General features: G+C 65.4%; 14 protein-coding genes. 5 read left to right on the forward strand and 9 right to left on the reverse strand.

What is annotated here, in order from left to right; genetic code table 11:
- Positions 1–7 precede the first annotated feature (7 nt).
- From sbcB to WNB94_RS14285, 4 genes are all read right to left on the reverse strand, one after another.
- Positions 8–1474, reverse strand: a complete 1467-nt coding sequence (gene sbcB / locus WNB94_RS14270) for an exodeoxyribonuclease I (RefSeq protein ID WP_341391074.1) — start codon at positions 1472–1474, stop codon at positions 8–10.
- Positions 1475–1481: 7 nt separating this feature from the next.
- Positions 1482–2603, reverse strand: coding sequence for a beta-ketoacyl-ACP synthase III (locus WNB94_RS14275; protein ID WP_341391075.1), 1122 nt, complete (start codon positions 2601–2603; stop codon positions 1482–1484).
- 73 nt (positions 2604–2676) lie between these two features.
- The gene (locus tag WNB94_RS14280) at positions 2677–3387 is read right to left on the reverse strand and encodes an RluA family pseudouridine synthase (RefSeq protein ID WP_341391076.1); all 711 of its coding nucleotides are present in this window, start codon (positions 3385–3387) and stop codon (positions 2677–2679) included.
- Entirely contained in the window at positions 3387–4415 is a 1029-nt protein-coding gene (locus WNB94_RS14285) for a bile acid:sodium symporter family protein (protein WP_341391077.1), read from the reverse strand. The genes WNB94_RS14280 and WNB94_RS14285 overlap by 1 nt, the downstream gene beginning before the upstream one ends.
- Before the next feature lie 151 nt (positions 4416–4566).
- Here WNB94_RS14285 and acnA point away from each other — a divergent pair, with 151 nt between their 5' ends.
- Positions 4567–7305, forward strand: coding sequence for an aconitate hydratase AcnA (gene acnA, locus WNB94_RS14290; RefSeq protein ID WP_341391078.1), 2739 nt, complete (start codon positions 4567–4569; stop codon positions 7303–7305).
- A 29-nt stretch (positions 7306–7334) separates the two neighbouring features.
- Positions 7335–8486, forward strand: a complete 1152-nt coding sequence (locus WNB94_RS14295; RefSeq protein ID WP_341391079.1) for a DNA alkylation repair protein — start codon at positions 7335–7337, stop codon at positions 8484–8486.
- A gap of 13 nt (positions 8487–8499) precedes the next feature.
- On the opposite strand, the gene WNB94_RS14300 is transcribed toward WNB94_RS14295, so the two are convergent.
- From WNB94_RS14300 to exaC, 4 genes are all read right to left on the reverse strand, one after another.
- Positions 8500–9510, reverse strand: a complete 1011-nt coding sequence (locus tag WNB94_RS14300) for a putative solute-binding protein (RefSeq protein ID WP_341391080.1) — start codon at positions 9508–9510, stop codon at positions 8500–8502.
- 71 nt (positions 9511–9581) lie between these two features.
- A complete protein-coding gene (locus tag WNB94_RS14305) occupies positions 9582–10643 on the reverse strand; it encodes a putative solute-binding protein (protein ID WP_341391081.1) in 1062 nt (353 codons plus the stop codon).
- A gap of 114 nt (positions 10644–10757) precedes the next feature.
- Complete coding sequence (locus WNB94_RS14310) at positions 10758–11114, reverse strand: ArsC family reductase (RefSeq protein WP_341391082.1); 357 nt, start codon at positions 11112–11114, stop codon at positions 10758–10760.
- A gap of 165 nt (positions 11115–11279) precedes the next feature.
- Positions 11280–12800, reverse strand: a complete 1521-nt coding sequence (gene exaC / locus WNB94_RS14315; protein WP_341391083.1) for an acetaldehyde dehydrogenase ExaC — start codon at positions 12798–12800, stop codon at positions 11280–11282.
- Positions 12801–13087: 287 nt separating this feature from the next.
- Between exaC and WNB94_RS14320 the strand changes: the two genes are divergently transcribed.
- The 3 genes from WNB94_RS14320 to gph all read left to right on the forward strand — a co-directional run bounded on the left by WNB94_RS14320 (position 13088) and on the right by gph (position 16580).
- Positions 13088–15109, forward strand: coding sequence for a sigma-54-dependent Fis family transcriptional regulator (locus tag WNB94_RS14320; RefSeq protein WP_341391084.1), 2022 nt, complete (start codon positions 13088–13090; stop codon positions 15107–15109).
- A gap of 63 nt (positions 15110–15172) precedes the next feature.
- Positions 15173–15889: a bifunctional 2-polyprenyl-6-hydroxyphenol methylase/3-demethylubiquinol 3-O-methyltransferase UbiG gene (gene ubiG, locus WNB94_RS14325; protein ID WP_341391085.1), complete on the forward strand. Its 717-nt coding sequence runs from the start codon at positions 15173–15175 to the stop codon at positions 15887–15889.
- Position 15890: 1 nt separating this feature from the next.
- Entirely contained in the window at positions 15891–16580 is a 690-nt protein-coding gene (gph, locus tag WNB94_RS14330; RefSeq protein ID WP_341391086.1) for a phosphoglycolate phosphatase, read from the forward strand.
- A 2-nt stretch (positions 16581–16582) separates the two neighbouring features.
- Here gph and WNB94_RS14335 read toward each other — a convergent pair whose 3' ends face one another.
- Positions 16583–18040 (reverse strand): mannose-1-phosphate guanylyltransferase/mannose-6-phosphate isomerase, encoded by a 1458-nt coding sequence (locus WNB94_RS14335; protein WP_341391087.1) that lies wholly within the window; start codon positions 18038–18040, stop codon positions 16583–16585.
- Positions 18041–18050: the final 10 nt, after the last annotated feature.

Genomic DNA, 18050 nt, shown 5'->3' on the forward strand with positions numbered 1-18050 from the left:
GTGGCGCTCACGGCGCGATCTGCTCGGCGTAATCGTACAAAGCGCCCAGGATGTCCTGACCGCGTTCGTCATCGTCCGCCAGCTGCTCGCCCAATTGATCAATGCGCTCGAAGAAGGCTTGCAGCGACAAACCACCGCCCTGCCCTTCATGCAGCCTGGCCGTGCGCAGGGCCTGCCAGCGCGCCTGCTCGGCCTCACTCAAGGTGTCGGGGAAGTTGCGCGCGCGGTAGCGGAAGAACAGCTCGCCCAGGCGCTCGTCCGCGAACGCGGGCGCGCGGTCGCCGTACTGCTGGGCCAGTTGTTCGCCCGTCATGCCACGCAAGCGGGTCAGCAATCGGCGGTCGTCATTGCCGATGAAGCCGCCATAGAGGTCTTCGTCCACGTCCACGTCGGCGCGCCCTTCAGGCCGGCTGAACACCTCGGCCCAGATGCCATCCATGCGCGGCCCCAGCGCCCGCAGGGCCTCGGCACGCTCGTGCGCCTGGGTCAGGTCGATGGACCACTTTTGCTGCAGCTCGGGCGTGAGGATCTTCAAATTGCCCACCACCACGGGCGACTTGTTGATGTGCACGCTCTTGATGGGCAAGCGCTCCACGCCCTCGGGCAAGTCAGCCGCCTTGGTGAACATGCGCAGGCGGATATCCTCGGCGCTCAGCCCGCCCAGGGCCGACGGGTCGTGCGCCAGATCCCACACCAGCACCTCGTTCTTGTTGCTGGGGTGCTGGGCCAAGGGCCACACCAGGGCCATGCAACCGCGCTCGTGCCCGAACATGCCCGAGATGTGCAGGAAGGGCTTCCACTCCGCGCGCGGCTTGTCCAGCCCGGCCTCGGCCATGACGGCGTCTTTCTTGCGCAGCTTGAGGCAGTGCTCCCACAGCCGGGGCTGAGCCAGCCGGATCAGTCGCGCCAGGGCGATGGTGGCGCGCACATCGGACAGCGCATCGTGCGCCGCTTCGTGGGCCAGGCCGTTGGCGGCGCTGAGGTGCTCCAGCTTGAACGAGGGGCGACCATCGTCGTGCTTGGGCCAGTTGATGCCCTCGGGGCGCAGGGCCCAGGTGCAGCGCACCACGTCCAGCAGGTCCCAGCGGCCGCAGCCGTTTTGCCACTCGCGGCCGTAAGGGTCGATCAGGTTGCGCCAGAACAGGTGGCGCGTGACCTCGTCGTCGAAGCGGATGGTGTTGTAGCCCAGGCCCACGGTGTTGGGCTGGGCCAGTTCGCGCTCGATGGCCTCGGCAAAGGCATGCTCGGCCAGGCCTTGGGCCAGACAGGTCTGAGGCACGATGCCTGTGAGCAGGCAGGCCTCAGGGTCGGGCAAAAAATCAGGCGCCGGCTGGCAGTACACCATCAAGGGTGCACCCACCTCGTTCAGCTCGGCATCCGTGCGAATGCCGGCGAACTGAGAAGGCCGGTCCCGGCGCGGCACGCGACCGAAGGTCTCGTAGTCGTGCCAGTAGAAGGTGAAATCGCCGGCCATGGGCCGCTCAGCGCTTGCGCGCCACCACGCTGCCCACCGAGTATCCGGCCCCGAACGAGCAAATCACGCCCAGGCTGCCGGAGGGCAGATCGCTGCGGGACTTGTGGAAGGCAATGATGGAGCCGGCCGACGAGGTGTTGGCGTATTCGTCCAGGATGAGCGGAGCAATCTCGGGTGTCACTTCGGCACCGATCAGCTTCTTCACGATCAACTGGTTCATCGACAGGTTGGCCTGGTGCAGCCAGAAGCGCCGCACGTCCGACGCAGCCAGCCCCAAGGCGTCCAGTTGCGACTCGATGTGGGCCGCAGCGATGGGCACCACTTCCTTGAACACCTTGCGGCCTTCCTGGCGGAAGGTCTTGTCGCGGGCGGCAGGATCGCTGTCTTCGCTGCGGTTGAGGTAGCCGAAGTTGTTGCGGATGTTGTTGGAGAACACCGTGGCCAGCTTCGAGCCCAGCACTTCCCACTGTTCGGCCGAGGTGGCCGTATCGGCGCGCTCAACCACGGTGGCAGTGGCCACGTCGCCAAAGATGAAGTGGCAGTCGCGGTCTTTCCACTCCTGGTGGCCCGAGGTGATTTCGGGGTTGATCACCAGCACGCATTTGGCGGAGCCGTGGCGCACGGCGTTGACCGCCTGCTCCAGGCCGAAGGTGGCGGCCGAACAGGCCACGTTCATGTCGAAGGCATAACCACCGGCGCCAATGGCGTTCTGGATCTCGATGGCAATGGCCGGGTAGGCGCGCTGCAGGTTGGAGCACGCGCAGATCACGCCGTCCACATCGGCGCCAGTCTTGCCGGCCGCGGCCAGGGCCTGCTTGGCGGCCTCGACACCGATCTCGGCCAGCATGGAGAGCTGGTCATCGCTGCGTTCCTGGAAGCGCGGGTACATGCGCGTCGGGTCGAGGATGCCGGTCTTCTCCATGACGTAACGGCTCTTGATGCCGGACGCCTTTTCGATGAACTCGACGCTGGAATGGGCCAGCGGTTGAACGGTGCCCGCTTCGATCTCGGCCGCATGTTCCGCGTTGAAGAGATCGACGTAGGCGTTGAACGACGCCACCAGTTCGGCGTTCGTGATGGTGTGCGGCGGCGTGTAGAGGCCGGTTCCGCTGATGACAACTGCGCTCATGGCAACCAGGGTCAGATGGAAAAGGTGGATTTTGCCACCGATCCCGCCCCGCGCCCCGCTGCACCGGGCGGCGCTAGATGGGGAACAAGGCAGGACTGCACACCTGCACCCGGGCCTGCGGGCCTGTCACCGGGTGCGGCAATGAGACCTCGCAAGCATGCAACATCATGCGTGGCCATGGCCGCTGCACCGCCGGATCACCATAGAGCGGATCGCCGACGATGGGATGCCCCTGGGCCAACAGGTGCACGCGCAATTGATGAGACCGTCCCGTCACCGGCTCCAGCGACATGCGCGTCAAGCCGCGCCGTTCGTCCCGTGCCAGCACCTGCCAGCGGGTGAGCGATGGTTTGCCGCGCTCGTGGCACACCATCTGGCGCGGGCGGCGGGGCCAATCGGTGATCAGGGGCAGATCGATGTCGCCGGCGTCGTCGCGGGGCAGGCCATGCACCCACGCCTCATAACGCTTGCCCACCTGCCGTGACTGGAACAGGTGGCTCAATCGGCGCTGCATGTCTGCGCCGCGGGCCATCACCACCAGCCCTGAAGTGGCCATGTCCAGCCGGTGCACGATCAGCGCATCGCCAAACTGCCGCGCCACCCGGCTGAGCAGGCAATCCTGCCGGTCCGGCCCACGCCCAGGCACGGTCAACAGGCCTGCCGGCTTGTCCACCACCAGCAAGGCGTCGTCATGGTGATGGATCCGCACGCCCTCATCGGGTGGCGGGCAGTAGGGGATGTCTGGCTCCAGGGATGGCGGCGTCACCACGTCGACAGAGACCATCACACCACCCTGCGCCGCACCCGGGCCGCATAACGACGCGCCATGACCGCACACACCAGCAATTGCACCTGGTGATACAGCAAGATGGGCAGCACCAGCACCCCCATGGCCGCCTGCCCACCAAACAGCAGTTTGGCCATGGGCATGCCCGAGGCCAAGGTCTTCTTGGAGCCGCAAAACACCGCCACGATTTCGTCCTCGCGGCTGAACCCCATGAGGCGCGACACCTTCCGCGTGAACCACAGCATCGGGAAGAGGAACAGCAAGGCCCCCAGGGCGGCCTGCGCCAGCAAGCCCAGGCCATGATCGCGCCACAGGCCGTCGGCCACCGAATCACTGAACGCCACCCACACCAGCATGACGATCACACCCCGATCAAACACCGTGGTCCATGGCTTGATGCGGGCAAAGAGGCCGGCCAGCCAGGGGCGCAAGGCGTGCCCGATCACAAAGGGCAGCAGCAGCATCTGCGCCACCTTCAGCATGGTGTCGCCCACGTCCATCGCCGCGCCTTGGCTGCCCATGACCAGGCTCACCAGCAAGGGGGTCAAGAACACGCCCAGCAAGGTCGACAAGGTGGCGTTCAACACGGCGGCGGCCACATCACCCTTGGCCAGGGCCGTCATGGCCACGGAAGACGACACCGTGGACGGCAGCACCGCCAGGTAGAAAAAACCCATCAGCAGGTCGTGCGAGATCCATGGGCCCAGCGCCAATGCGCCCAGCGCCCACCACAATGGAAAAACCACATAAGTGCAGGCCTGCACCAGCAGGTGCAGGCGCCATTTGGCCGCACCCGTTTTGAGGCTGTCGGTCGACAGGCCCATGCCATGCAGGAAAAACAGCAGGAACACGCCCACGTCGGTGACCTTGCCCAGGTGCAGCATGCCTTCGCTGCGCCCCAGCTCGGGCATGAACGACGCCACGGCCACGGCCGCCACCATGGCCAGCAGAAACCAATCCACCACGCCAGACTGGCGGCGTCGAGGCAGTGAAGCACGATCTGGAGGATGATGCAGAGCAGACATGCGGGGCGGTCGGGCAAAACCAAGAGCCTAGCGCATGCAGGGGCTCTGTGCGCGTCACCACGGGTGCGTCAGGTGCTGCCAGAATGATTGGCGATGGCCGTCCCGGCATGCGCCTTCTGTCTTGTGTTTCGTTCAAGTTCAAGGAGTCCTCATGGCATCGTCTTCCTCTGCCCACCCTTTCGCCCACACGCTCAAGTCGTTCAAGACGGCCTCGGGCAAGTCGCTCAAGTATTTTTCGTTGCCTGCCCTGGCCAAAAACCAGCCGGGACTGCAGCGACTGCCGGTGTCGCTGCGCATCGTGCTGGAATCGGTGCTGCGCAATTGCGATGGGCAGAAGGTCACGCCAGAGCATGTGGCGCAACTGGCCGGCTGGAAGCCGCAGGCCGAGCGCACGGACGAGATCCCCTTTGTGGTGGCGCGCGTGGTGTTGCAAGACTTCACCGGGGTGCCCCTGCTGGCCGACCTGGCCGCCATGCGCAACGTGGCCGAGGGCCTGGGCCGCAACCCCAAGCGCATCGAGCCCCTGGTACCGGTCGATCTGGTGGTGGACCACTCGGTGATGATCGACCACTACGGCGACAAGAAGGCGCTGGACCTGAACATGAAGATCGAGTTCGAGCGCAATGCCGAGCGCTACGAGTTCATGAAGTGGGGCATGCAGGCCTTTGACACCTTTGGCGTGGTGCCACCGGGCTTTGGCATCGTGCACCAGGTGAACCTGGAATACCTGGCCCGCGGTGTGCACGTGAAGGATGGCGTGGCCTACCCCGACACCCTAGTGGGCACCGACAGCCACACCACCATGATCAACGGCATCGGCGTGGTGGGCTGGGGCGTGGGCGGCATCGAAGCCGAGGCCGGCATGCTGGGCCAGCCGGTGTACTTCCTGACGCCCGATGTGGTGGGCTTTGAGCTCAGCGGACAACTGCGCGAAGGCGTGACCGCCACCGACCTGGTGCTGACCATCACCGAAATCCTGCGCAAAGAAAAGGTGGTGGGCAAGTTCGTTGAGTTTTTTGGCGAGGGCACAGCATCGCTGGCCCTGCCCGACCGGGCAACCATCGCCAACATGGCGCCCGAGTACGGCGCCACGATGGGCTTCTTCCCGGTGGATGACAAGACCATCGCCTACTTCAAGGGCACCGGACGCACCAAGGCCGAGATCGACGCTTTCGAGGCCTACTTCAAAGCTCAAAAGCTCTTCGGCGTGCCCAAGGCCGGCGAGATCGACTACACCAAGGTGGTCAAGCTGGACCTGGGCACCGTGGCCCCCTCGCTGGCCGGCCCCAAGCGCCCGCAAGACCGCATCGAGATCACGCACCTCAGCCGCACCTTCACCGAGCTCTTCAGCAAGCCCGTGACCGAGAATGGCTTCAATCAGCCCGCCGACAAACTGAGCGAGGTCTATCCCACGGCCTTGGGCGGCAAGACGGTGGGCATCCGCAACGGCGATGTGCTGATCGCGGCCATCACCTCGTGCACCAACACCTCGAACCCCAGTGTGCTGCTGGCAGCAGGCCTGCTGGCCAAAAAGGCGGTCAAGGCGGGCCTGACGGTGCAGCCGCACGTCAAGACCTCGCTGGCCCCGGGCTCGCGCATCGTCACCGAATACCTGAAGAAAGCCGGCCTGCTGCCCTACCTGGAGCAACTGGGCTTTGCCGTGGCGGCCTATGGCTGCACCACCTGCATCGGCAACGCGGGTGACCTGGCGCCTGAGCTGAACCAGACCATCACCGACAACGACTTGGTGTGTGCGGCCGTGCTGTCGGGCAACCGCAATTTCGAGGCCCGCATCCACCCCAACCTGAAGGCCAACTTCCTGGCCAGCCCACCCCTGGTGGTGGCCTATGCCATCGCGGGCAACGTCACCAAAGACCTGATGACCGAGCCCGTGGGCATCGGCAAAAAGGGCCAACCGGTGTACCTGGGCGACATCTGGCCCAGCAGCGATGAAATCTACGCCCTGCTCAAGTACGCCATGAATGGCAAGGCTTTCAAAGAGAACTACGCCAAGGTCAAGACCAAACCTGGCAAGCTGTGGGAAGCCACCAAGGGCGTGAGTGGCCAGGTCTACAACTGGCCCACGAGCACCTACATCGCCAAGCCGCCCTTCTTTGACCGGTTCGAGATGCAGCCCCCAGCCGCTGGGCTGGGCGTGAAGGGCGCGCGCATCATGGCCCTGTTCGGGGATTCGATCACCACCGACCACATCTCGCCCGCCGGGTCGATCAAGGAGTCCTCACCCGCAGGGCAATACCTGAACGCCCATGGCGTGCAGAAGGCCGACTTCAACAGCTATGGCTCGCGCCGGGGCAACCACGAGGTGATGATGCGCGGCACCTTCGCCAATGTGCGCATCAAGAACCTGATGCTGCCACCCCAGGCCGACGGCTCACGCGAAGAAGGTGGTCTGACCCTGTTCCAGCTGGACGGGGCCCAGAAGGGCGAGAAGCTCTACATCTATGACGCTGCCATGAAGTACATGGACGCGGGCGTGCCCACTGTGATCTTTGGCGGCGAAGAGTACGGCACCGGCTCCAGCCGCGACTGGGCGGCCAAGGGCACACAACTGCTGGGCATCCAGGCCGTGGTGGCGCGCAGCTTCGAGCGCATCCACCGCAGCAACCTCGTGGGCATGGGGGTGCTGCCGCTGCAGTTCAAAAGCAGCGACAGCTGGGAATCGCTGGGCCTCAAGGGTGATGAAGTGATCAGCATCGACCTGGGCACCGAGATCAAACCGCAGGCCGATGCGCAACTCATCATCGAGCGCGCTGATGGCAGCCGGCAGACCGTGACCGTGCTGCTGCGCATCGACACGCCCATCGAGGTGGCCTACTACCAGCACGGTGGCATCCTGCCCTTTGTGCTGCGTCAGTTGCTGGCCGCCTGAACGGCGACGCCACGCTCACCGCTGTCGCCATGGCCGAGGCCTTCAAGGAACTGATCAACGCCGAGGTCATGCGCCAGGTGGGGCACCACCTGCAGCGGGTGTGGCCCGCATTTCCTCGCCAGCACTTTGAAGACCAGGCCCTGCAGGGCTTGGGTGGGCTGGCGTTCAAAGCCCGCGCCCAACAACTGGCCCAGGCGCTGGGCACCACCCTGCCCAGCGACTTTCATGCGGCGGCCGACGTGCTGGAGGCCAGCCTCAAGCGCATCGGCGCGCCACGCCATGATCACGACCCCGATCAAGAGCTGGGCACGCTGCGAACCGACGAGACGGGGCTGGCCGGCTGGCCCCTGTGGGGCCTGGGCGAGTACATCGCCACCCACGGCCTGGCCCACCCGGACAGGGCCTTGCGTGCGCTGCATGCGCTCACGCAGCGCTTCACGGCCGAATTTGCCATCCGGCCCTTTTGGGTGCATCACCCTGAGCTGACCTTGCGCACGCTGCACACCTGGGTGCACGACCCCAGCGCGCACGTGCGTCGGCTGGTCAGCGAAGGCAGCCGGCCCCGGCTGCCCTGGGGGCTGCGCCTTCAGTCCTTGGTGGCCGACCCGACGCCCATGCTGCCCCTGCTGTCGTTGCTGCAAGACGACCCCAGCGAGTACGTGCGCCGCAGCGTGGCCAATCACCTCAACGACATCGCCAAAGACCACCCGCAGCTGCTGCTGCACTGGTTGAAGACCCATTTGCCCGAGGCGCCCAAGACTCGCCAGCGGCTGCTGCGCCACGCCTGCCGAACACTCATCAAACAGGGGCATCCAGGGGTGATGGCGGCCTGGGGCCTGGGACAGCCATTCCATGGGCAGGCCACGCTGGCACTCGACATCATGCAGGTGCACGTGGGCGGTGTGCTGGGCTTGTCAGTGACGCTGGCCTCGACCACCGCTCAGCCCCAGGCACTGGAGATCGATCTGCGCGTGCACTACCGCAAGGCCGATGGCAGCCTGGCGCCCAAGGTGTTCAAGGGCCAACAAATCACCCTGGAGGCCGGCGGCACCTGGCCTTGGCGCAAAAAGCTGTCGTTTCGGCCCGTCACCACGCGCACGCTCTACCCCGGGCGGCACCGCCTGGAGTTGCAAATCAACGGACAGGTGGTTGCCGGCAGCCCATTCGAGCTACTGGTTTGAGCTGCTGGCTTGATCACCAGGGGTCGTTGCTGGCGCACTCGGCCGCCGTGGGGGCCTGCTCACAGCGCAAGCGCTTGGCCAGACGCAAGCCTTTGGCGTCGTAAACGCCCTGCTCCACCAGCGTCTTGCGCACCTCGCGCAACAAGCCCACGGCGGGTTGCACGGACGCCGGCGGCACGTCCACCCAGTAGCTGGCCGGCACACCACGGTCTGCCAGGCGCAAGGAGGCGATCGCCAGGTCAAAGTTCTGGGCCATGTAGCTGCGTGAGAGTTGGGCAAACCCAGCGGGCACCGCCGCCTTGCGCAGCACCAACTGGTAGGTGTAGATGGTCAGCGGAAAGCGGCTGACGCCCCCTTGGGTGCCCAGGCCGCGCTGCAACTCCAGCGGTTTGTAGGCGATGGTGGGGGCGATCAGCACGTCCACATGGGCATTGTTGAACATGGCGCCAAAGTTCAGCGAATCAGCGGACACGGGGGTGCCCCCGAGGCGGCGCACCCATTCGGCCTGAGCCTGGTCGTGCTCCAGCGTGGCCACCTTGCGCCCTTGCAGACCCCCCAGCACGTTCAGGCTGCGGTCGCGGCTGAAGGCGTACGCGGCGCCCATCGGCAGGATCCCACCCACCTCGTGCTCGCCAGAGCTCATCAGTTCGGCCGCCTTGGGCTCGCTGAGCACCTCGACAAACCGCCGCACCACCTCGAAGCTGGCATTGAGGTCCACCTTGTCGCCACGCACCACGGTGGCCGCCCCCATGGAATCCAGCGCGGCGGCCATGCCGTTGAATGCCCGCGTGCGCAGGGCCGTGGCCATCAAGGCATCGCAGCGTCCCGTGCGATAGTCTTCGACAGCCACCCGTTCGTTGGTGTAGGGCTGGGCCTGAAGGTCCACGCCATGCTGCTGCATTTCCAGCCGGTGATCGGTGGCGGCCCGCCAGGCGTCTCCCGCCGTGCCCGAGGGGTCGAACACACACATCCTGACGGCGCGCAGCGCCGACTGAGTGCCGGCCTGGGCCCACGCGGCGGGCATGGCCGCCAACATGCACACAGCCATGCACCAGGCACCCGTGCGGGCCCCGCGTCCTGAGCGTCGTGCCACCATCATTTCCACTCCTCGGTGCGCTCGCTGCATTCGGCCGAAGCGGGCTCCACACTGCATCGAATCCGCTTGAGAATCTTCAAGCCCGTCTTGTCGAACAGGCCCTTGTTGGCCATGAGCACGCGCCCTTGACGCATCAGCACCATGTACTGGTCGTTTTCTTCCTGGGTGGGGTCCAGCCACAGCTTGGGCGGGATGTCCAGATCGGCCTTGCGCGCGATGCGAATCGCCTCTTCCACGTTCTTGGCAAAGTGAGAGCGGGAAACCTGCCCGAACCCCTCGGGAAAGGCCGAAGAGCGAATGATCATCTGGTAGCTCAGGATGGTGATCGGAAAGCGCGCCACGCCGCCCTTCGTTCCAATGCCCTTTTGCAACTCGAATGGCCGGTAAATGATGGCCGGGGCGATGATCACGTCCACGCTGCCGTTGTTGAACATCGTGGCGAAGTTGGTGATGTTGGCCGCCACCGGACGCGCGCCCGCACGCATGATCAACTCGGCCTGCGAGCGGTCATGGTCCAGCGCGGCCACCCGCTTGCCTGCGGCGGCTTGCAAGGTCTTCAACTGCTTGTCGTTCACGAACGCATAGGCTGCGCCCAGCGGAATGATGCCCGCCACCTCGTACTGGTTCACCTTGACCATGGAAGCGGCTTTCGGCGAACTGAGGATGCCAATGAACTTGCGCACCACGTCGAAGCTGGCATCCATGTCAATGCGGCCATTGCGCAGGATGCTGGAGGCGCCAGGCGAATCGAGCGCCGCCGACACCGGCACGAAATGGCGGGTGCGGATGCCCGTGGCCATCAGGGCATCGCACTGGTTGGTGCGAAAGTCCTCCACGGCCACGTTTTCATCCACATAGGTGCGCACCACCAGCGAATAGCCCGCTTTGGCCATCTGCAAGCGGTAGTCTTCCAGCGCGCGGTGCACGTCACCACTGGTGCCGATGGGGTCGAACACGCACACCTTGGCGGGCTCGGCCGCCTGCGCGCACGACCACAGGCCTGCGGACGCCACCAACGCCAGCGCAGCCTGACGCAAGGAGAGGAACTTGTTGAGTTTCATGGTCTGATGGTAGGCAGCCCCTCCGGAGGAATCCGCAGGCATTTTCCCGAACGCCGTCGCACATTCACCCCGTTTGAGGGTCGCTGCGGGCATTGCGGCCAATTCAGGCTTGGTTCATTCACTCACGACAGCCAGCCACGCAGGCTCGTCAAAACCGATCGCCAGCGGCACGCCATCGCGCTCCAGCAGCGGACGCTTGATCACACTGGGGTGGTCCTGCATCAAGGCCTGGGCCGTGGTGGCATCGACAACGCCCGCCTGAATGGCTGGATCCAGCTTGCGCCAGGTGGTTCCCTGGCGGTTGATCAACTTTTCCCACCCCAGGGCGTCCACCCACTGGGGCAGACGGTCGGCCGGCACGCCCATCTTCTTGTAGTCGTGAAACTGGTAAGCCAGCCCACGCGCGTCCAGCCAGGCGCGAGCCTTTTTCACCGTGGTGCAGTTGGGGATTCCGTATACCGTCAGGTTCATGGCACTACTCCTTTGGGGCGATTATCCCGAAGCACGAAAAAGCCGGTCGGTGCCACAAGGAACACCGACCGGCGCGAGCGGAGATCACCGCGATACAAAGCGGGGCTTGTGGCCCCGGCCAGAGCACTCGCCCGGGTCAGGCAAGTCACTCGGCAAAAACCAGGATCAGAAGAAGCCCAGCTTGTTGGGGTCGTAGCTGACCAGGATGTTCTTGGTCTGCTGGTAGTGGTCCAGCATCATCTTGTGGGTCTCGCGCCCGATGCCCGACTCCTTGTAGCCACCGAAGGTGGCGTGCGCCGGGTAGTGGTGGTAGCAGTTGGTCCACACGCGCCCGGCCTGGATGCCCCGGCCAAAGCGGTACGCACGGCTGATGTCGCGGGTCCACACGCCCGCGCCCAGGCCATAGGGCGTGTCGTTGGCGATCTGCAGGGCCTCGGCCTCGTCCTTGAAGGTGGTCACGGCCAGCACCGGGCCAAAAATCTCTTCACGGAAGATGCGCATGCCGTTGTGGCCCTTGAACAGCGTGGGCTGGATGTAGTAGCCATCGGCCAGCTCGCCGCCCAGTTGGGCCCGGTCGCCGCCGATCAGCACCTGGGCACCCTCTTCCTTGCCCAGCGCCATGTAGGACATGATCTTGTCCATCTGCATGGACGAGGCCTGCGCGCCCATCATGGTGTCCGTGTCCAGCGGGCAGCCCTGCTTGATGGCCGCCACACGCTTCACAGCACGCTCGATGAATCGGTCGTACATCGATTCCTGAATCAGGGCGCGGCTGGGGCAGGTACACACCTCCCCCTGGTTGAAGGCAAACAGCACCATGCCCTCGATGGCCTTGTCCAGAAAGGCATCGTCCTGGGCCATCACGTCGTCAAAGAAGATGTTGGGGCTCTTGCCACCCAGCTCCAGCGTGGCCGGGATCAGGTTGGCGGCCGCAGCCTGCCCGATGATCTTGCCCGTGGCGGTCGAGCCGGTGAAGGCGATCTTGGCGATGCGCTTGCTGGTGGCCAGCGGCATGCCCGCCTCGCGCCCGTAGCCGTTGACGATGTTGAGCACACCGGGGGGCAGCAGGTCGGCGATCAGTTCGGCCAGCACGAGGATCGACACGGGCGTCGACTCGGCGGGCTTGAGCACCACGCAGTTGCCCGCACCCAGGGCGGGGGCCAGTTTCCAGGCGGCCATCAGGATGGGAAAGTTCCAGGGAATGATCTGGCCCACCACGCCCAAGGGCTCGTGGAAGTGATAGGCGATGGTGTTGCTATCGATCTCGCTCAGTGCGCCTTCCTGCGCACGCAGGCAGCCGGCGAAGTAGCGGAAGTGATCGGCCGACAGCGGAATGTCGGCGTTGAGCGTTTCGCGGATGGGCTTGCCGTTGTCCACCGTTTCGGCATACGCCAGCTTCTCGGCGTTTTGCTCGATGCGGTCGGCGATCTTGAGCAGGATGTTGGAGCGCTCGGTGGGCGAGGTGGCCGCCCACTTGTCCTTGGCGGCGTGGGCGGCGTCCAGGGCCAGTTCGATGTCCGCTTCGGTAGACCGGGCGGCCTGCGTGAACACCTTGCCGCTGATGGGCGTGATCACCTCGAAATACTGCCCACCGACGGGCGGCTGGAACTGCCCATTGATGAAATTGTCATAACGGGCCTTGAAGCTCAGCGGAGCACCGGCCTGGCCGGGATGAGGGTAGCGCATGAAAGTCTCCTGTGGAAAAGTCCTTGACGATCGGGAACGTCGCGCACGGTGTTGGGCGGCGGTCTCACCCGAGATGGGCTGACCTTCTTGCGCACAAGCTGTGCCATCCGGGTTGCCCCGGAGCTGACTGGCCTTGTCCCAGGGAACCCGGCCCACTGGCCGTGACATGCGCTGTGTCAAACAGCGCGCCAAAAAGTGACGGTGCGCCAGACTGACACAGGGGGAACCCGAGTGCCACAGGGGGGATGGGCGCGCATACTCAAGCTGTTCCATCTCGTGACACACCCATGCACCTGCGCCCCTCCCTCTCCCAGGACCGCCTCGTTGAAGCGCGCCAACGCCTGCTGGAGTCGGGCGACGTGTCGCCCGAACTGGTCAGCGAGGTCGTGGCGCGCTCATGGCAGCGCAGTCGCCAGGCCGGGCTGTCACCGATGGAGCTGATCAGCGGCCCGCCACTGGTCAATGCCAGCACGCTGAAGGCGGCGGTCGAGCAAGAGTCCGAATTCCTGGACCACGCCCGGCCCGTCATGGAGTTCGTGTTTGACCAGATGCGGGATTCCGGCAGCATGGTGGTCTTGGCCAATGCACAGGGCCTGCTGCTGCACAGCCTGGGCGACCCCGAGTTTCTCAGCCGCGCCGAACGGGTGTCTCTGCGCCCTGGCGCCCTGTGGAAAGAAGAACTGCGCGGCACCAACGCCATCGGCACCGCCTTGGTCGAAGGGCAGCCGGTGGTTGTGCATGGCGCCGAGCACTACCTGGAGCGCAATGGCTTTCTGACCTGCTCGGCCGCCCCTGTGCGGGCGCCAGACGGACGCCTGTGCGGCGTGATCGACATCTCCGGAGACCAGCGCGGCTACCACCCGCACACCAGCGCGCTGGTTCGTTCAGCCAGCCGCATGATCGAAGACAAGCTCTTCCACGCCCGCCACACCCGAGACCTGCTGCTGCGACTGCACCCCCGCGCCGAAGGCCTCGGTGCCGTTGGCGAAGGACTCATCGCGCTGTCAGAAGACGGCTGGATCATGGGCGCCAACGCCATTGCCCAGGATTGGCTGGGCCTGACCAACACCCAGATCGGATCGATCACGCTGGACCGCGTGCTGGGGCCCCACGCCGTGCGGCTGCAGAACCTGCCTGGCAATGGCCAGGCCACCCGCATCACGACCATGCGCGGCGACACGCTGTTTGTGCGTGACGAGCCCGAACGCCGCCGGCGTGTGTGGGCCTCGGGGGCCGCGCCCAAGCCTCGCGCCAACCCGAATGCCAGCGTGCCACTGCGCACCCTGGTGCGTCGCAGCCATGGGGTGGACGCCAGGGTTCACCTGTCCACCCAACGTGCATTGAAGGTGCAGGCCCAGGGCATTCCCCTGCTGATCCAGGGCGAGTCAGGCACCGGCAAAGAGGTCTTTGCGCGCACGCTCCACAAACAAGGCCCTCGCCAAGACAAACCGTTTGTGGCCGTGAACTGTGCCGCACTGCCCGAAGGGCTGATCGAATCCGAGTTGTTCGGCTACGTGGGCGGTGCCTTCACCGGGGCGCGCCGGGAAGGCTCGCCTGGCCAGATTCGCATGGCCGATGGGGGCACGCTGTTTCTGGACGAGATCGGCGACATGCCGCTGTCGCTCCAGGCCCGCCTGTTGCGCGTGCTGCAAGACAAGGCTGTGGTGCCGGTGGGTGGCACCCACCCGATTGCAGTCGATTTTGTGCTGGTGTGCGCCACCCACCACCAACTCAAAGAAGCCGTGGCCCAAGGGCGCTTCCGCGAAGACCTGTACTGGCGCATCGCTGGCCTGACCGTGCAAATGCCCGCGCTGCGCGAGCGTGATGACCTCATCCCATTGATCTCGGACATGTTGCACACGCTGGGCCATGACATGAAGCATGGGCGCATTCCGGACATGGCCGATGAGGTGGTCGAGGCACTGATGCAGCACCCCTGGCCAGGCAACCTGAGGCAGTTGCACGCCGTGTTGCGCACCGCGTGTGCGCTCTTGTCACCGCACGAAAACTTGCTGCACTGGGAGCACTTCGGCGAAGACCTCTGGGACGACGTGTTCTCCAAGCCCTATCGGGATGACGACGTGCCTCTGGTGTCCGAGGTGGCCGCTCCCCGCCAGACCCTGGCCTTGCAGCCCACGGACGACGTGCAGCCCGAAACCAACCTGAAGCGCCTGTCGCACACCGCCATCGAGCGGGCGATTCGGGCCAGCCAGGGCAACATGTCGCAGGCGGCACGGCGGCTGGGCATCAGCCGCAACACCCTGTACCGCCGCCTCAAGCAACTGCGCGAGGCCGAAGACGAGGCGTGAACACCCCGCTTGCCGCCAAACAGCCTCGGGATGCAGCATCTGAATGGCGGTAGCATTACAGGCATGAGCACCGCCACCAACGTCGACCCCCAAGAACTCGCCAAATTCAGCGACCTGGCCCACAAATGGTGGGACCCGGAAAGCGAATTCAAGCCCCTGCACCAGATCAATCCTTTGCGCCTGGACTGGATTGACCAGTTGGCCAACGTCAAGGGCAAGCGCGTGGTGGACGTGGGCTGCGGCGGCGGCATCCTGGCCGAATCCATGGCCCGCCGTGGTGCGAACGTGCTTGGCATCGACCTGGCCGACAAGCCCTTGAAGGTGGCCCAGCTGCACGCCATGGAGGCCGGCGTGGCCAACCTGGATTACCGCAGCGTGGCGGTCGAAGAACTTGCTGCAGAGCAAGCCGGGCAATTCGACGTGGTCACCTGCATGGAGATGATGGAGCACGTGCCCGATCCGTCGTCGGTGGTGCAGGCCTGCGCCAACCTGGTCAAACCGGGTGGTTGGGTGTTTTTCTCCACCATCAACCGCAACCCCAAGTCCTTCTTGTTTGCCATCGTGGGCGCCGAGTACGTGCTCAAGCTGCTGCCCAAGGGCACGCATGAATACGGCCGTTTCATCCGTCCCGCCGAACTGGCCCGCTGGATCCGCGAAGCGCACCTGGACCTGAACCAGTTCAAGGGCATGGAATACAACCCCTTGACAGGCCGATACTGGCTGTCAGGCGACACCAGCGTGAACTACCTGGTGGCCTGTCGCAAGCCGCTGCAGGCCTGAGATGGCACTGACAGGCAAGATCGACTGGGCGCAAGCGCCCACCGCCGTGTTGTTCGACCTGGACGGCACCCTGGCCGACACGGCCGGCGACCTGGGCGGCGCCCTGAACCGCCTGCGGGCCGACCAAGGCCTGCCCCCACTGCCCCTGGCACAGTTGCGTGCCTACGCATCGGCCGGTGCGCGGGGCCTGATCGGTGTGGGGCTGGGCATCGGCCCGGAGCATGCAGAATTCGAGTCGCTGCGCACACGCTTTCTGGCGCACTACACGGCCTGCCTGAGCGAAACCACCCGTCTTTTTGACGGCATGGACCGCCTGCTGGAGGCCTTGGAAGCTCGGGGGCTGCGGTGGGGCGTGGTCACCAACAAGCCACACCGCTTCACCGTGCCGGTGATGCAGGGCCTGGGCCTGACGCATCGCTCAGGCACCACCATCAGCGGCGACACCACCGCCCACGCCAAGCCCCATCCCCTGCCCTTGCTGACCGCAGCGTCTGAGCTGGGGGTGCCACCAGGCAGCGTGCTGTACGTGGGCGACGACCTGCGCGACATCCAGGCGGCGCAGGCGGCCGGCATGCCCAGTGCAGCCGCCGGCTGGGGCTACATCGGGCACAACGGTGAGGTCGAGGCCTGGGGCGCCGACGTCATCGCCGACCAACCCCTCGACCTGCTCACGGCACTGATGTCAGGCTGATCTCAGGCCGAACGCCCGTAGTTGTCCTGGAAGCGCACGATGTCGTCTTCGCCCAGGTAGCTGCCCGATTGCACCTCGATGATCTCCAGCGGGATGGCCCCGGGGTTGATCAGCCGGTGCACCGTGCCCAGCGGGATGTAGGTGGACTGGTTCTCGGACAGCAGCACCACCTTGTCGCCCACGGTGACCTCGGCCGTGCCGCTGACCACGATCCAGTGTTCGGCACGGTGGTGGTGCATCTGCAGACTCAAAGAGGCCTTGGGCTTGACCATGATGCGCTTGACCTGGAAGCGCGGGCCCATGTCGATCGAGTCGTACCAGCCCCAGGGGCGGTGCACGCGGCGGTGCAGCGTGCCTTCGGTGCGCGAGGCGCCTTCCAGCTTGGCCACGATCTTCTTCACATCCTGGCTCTTGCTGCGGTCGGCCACCAACACGGCATCCGGCGTCTCCACCACCACCACGTTGTCCAGGCCCACGGCCGCCACCAGGCGGCTGGTGGCATGCACCAGGGTGTCTTTGCTGTCTTGCATCAGCACGTCGCCATGGGCGGCGTTGCCTTGGGCATCGTGCGGGCTGACCTGCCACACGGCATCCCAGGCGCCCAGGTCCGACCAGCCGGCGTCCAGCGGCACCATGCGCACCACAAAGCCGCTGTTGGGCTGGGCAGGGCATTGCTCCATCACGGCGTAGTCCACCGATTCAGACGGCACGGCCTTGAACTCTTCTTTGCCTGGGCGCACAAACTGTGCGTCGGTGCTGCGCACCTCGAAGGACTTTGTCGTGGCCTCGGCAATGTCGGGGCGGAAGTGCGCCAGCGCGGCCAGCCAGCGCGAGGCCTTCATGACGAACATGCCGCTGTTCCAGAAGTAGCCACCGTCGGCCAGGTAGGCTTTGGCGGTCTCCAGGTTGGGCTTTTCGACAAAAGCGGCCACGTTGCGCACGCCCTGGGCATCGGCCCCGCTGGTGCGGATGTAGCCAAAGCCGGTTTCGGGCTTGTCGGGCGTGATGCCCAGGATGACGATGTCGCCATTGGCTGCGGCGCGGATGGCCGACTGCAGCGCGGCCGTGTAGGCCTGGGGGTTGGTGACCGTCTGGTCGGCCGGGGTGACGACCAGGATGGGGTCACTGCCATCGGCCGTGGCCTGCAGGGCCGCCAGCGTGACAGCCGGGGCGGTGTTGCGCCCAGCGGGCTCCAGCAGCAGCGACGAGGGCTCGCCCTTCAACTCGCGCAACTGGTCCAGCACCAGGAAGCGGTGTTCTTCATTGCCCACCACGCAGGGCTTGAGCACCGTGATGTCGTCGGCGCCCAGGGCCTGCAGACGCAGGTGGGCTTGCTGGAACAGGCTCTGGTTGTCGTCTTGCAAGACCAGAAACTGCTTGGGGTACAGCGCACGAGACAGGGGCCACAGGCGGGTCCCTGAGCCGCCGGCCATGATCACGGGAAGGATGTCGTATTTCATGGTTCAAACC

The organism is Aquabacterium sp. A3 (assembly GCF_038069945.1).
GTDB lineage: Bacteria > Pseudomonadota > Gammaproteobacteria > Burkholderiales > Burkholderiaceae_C > Aquabacterium.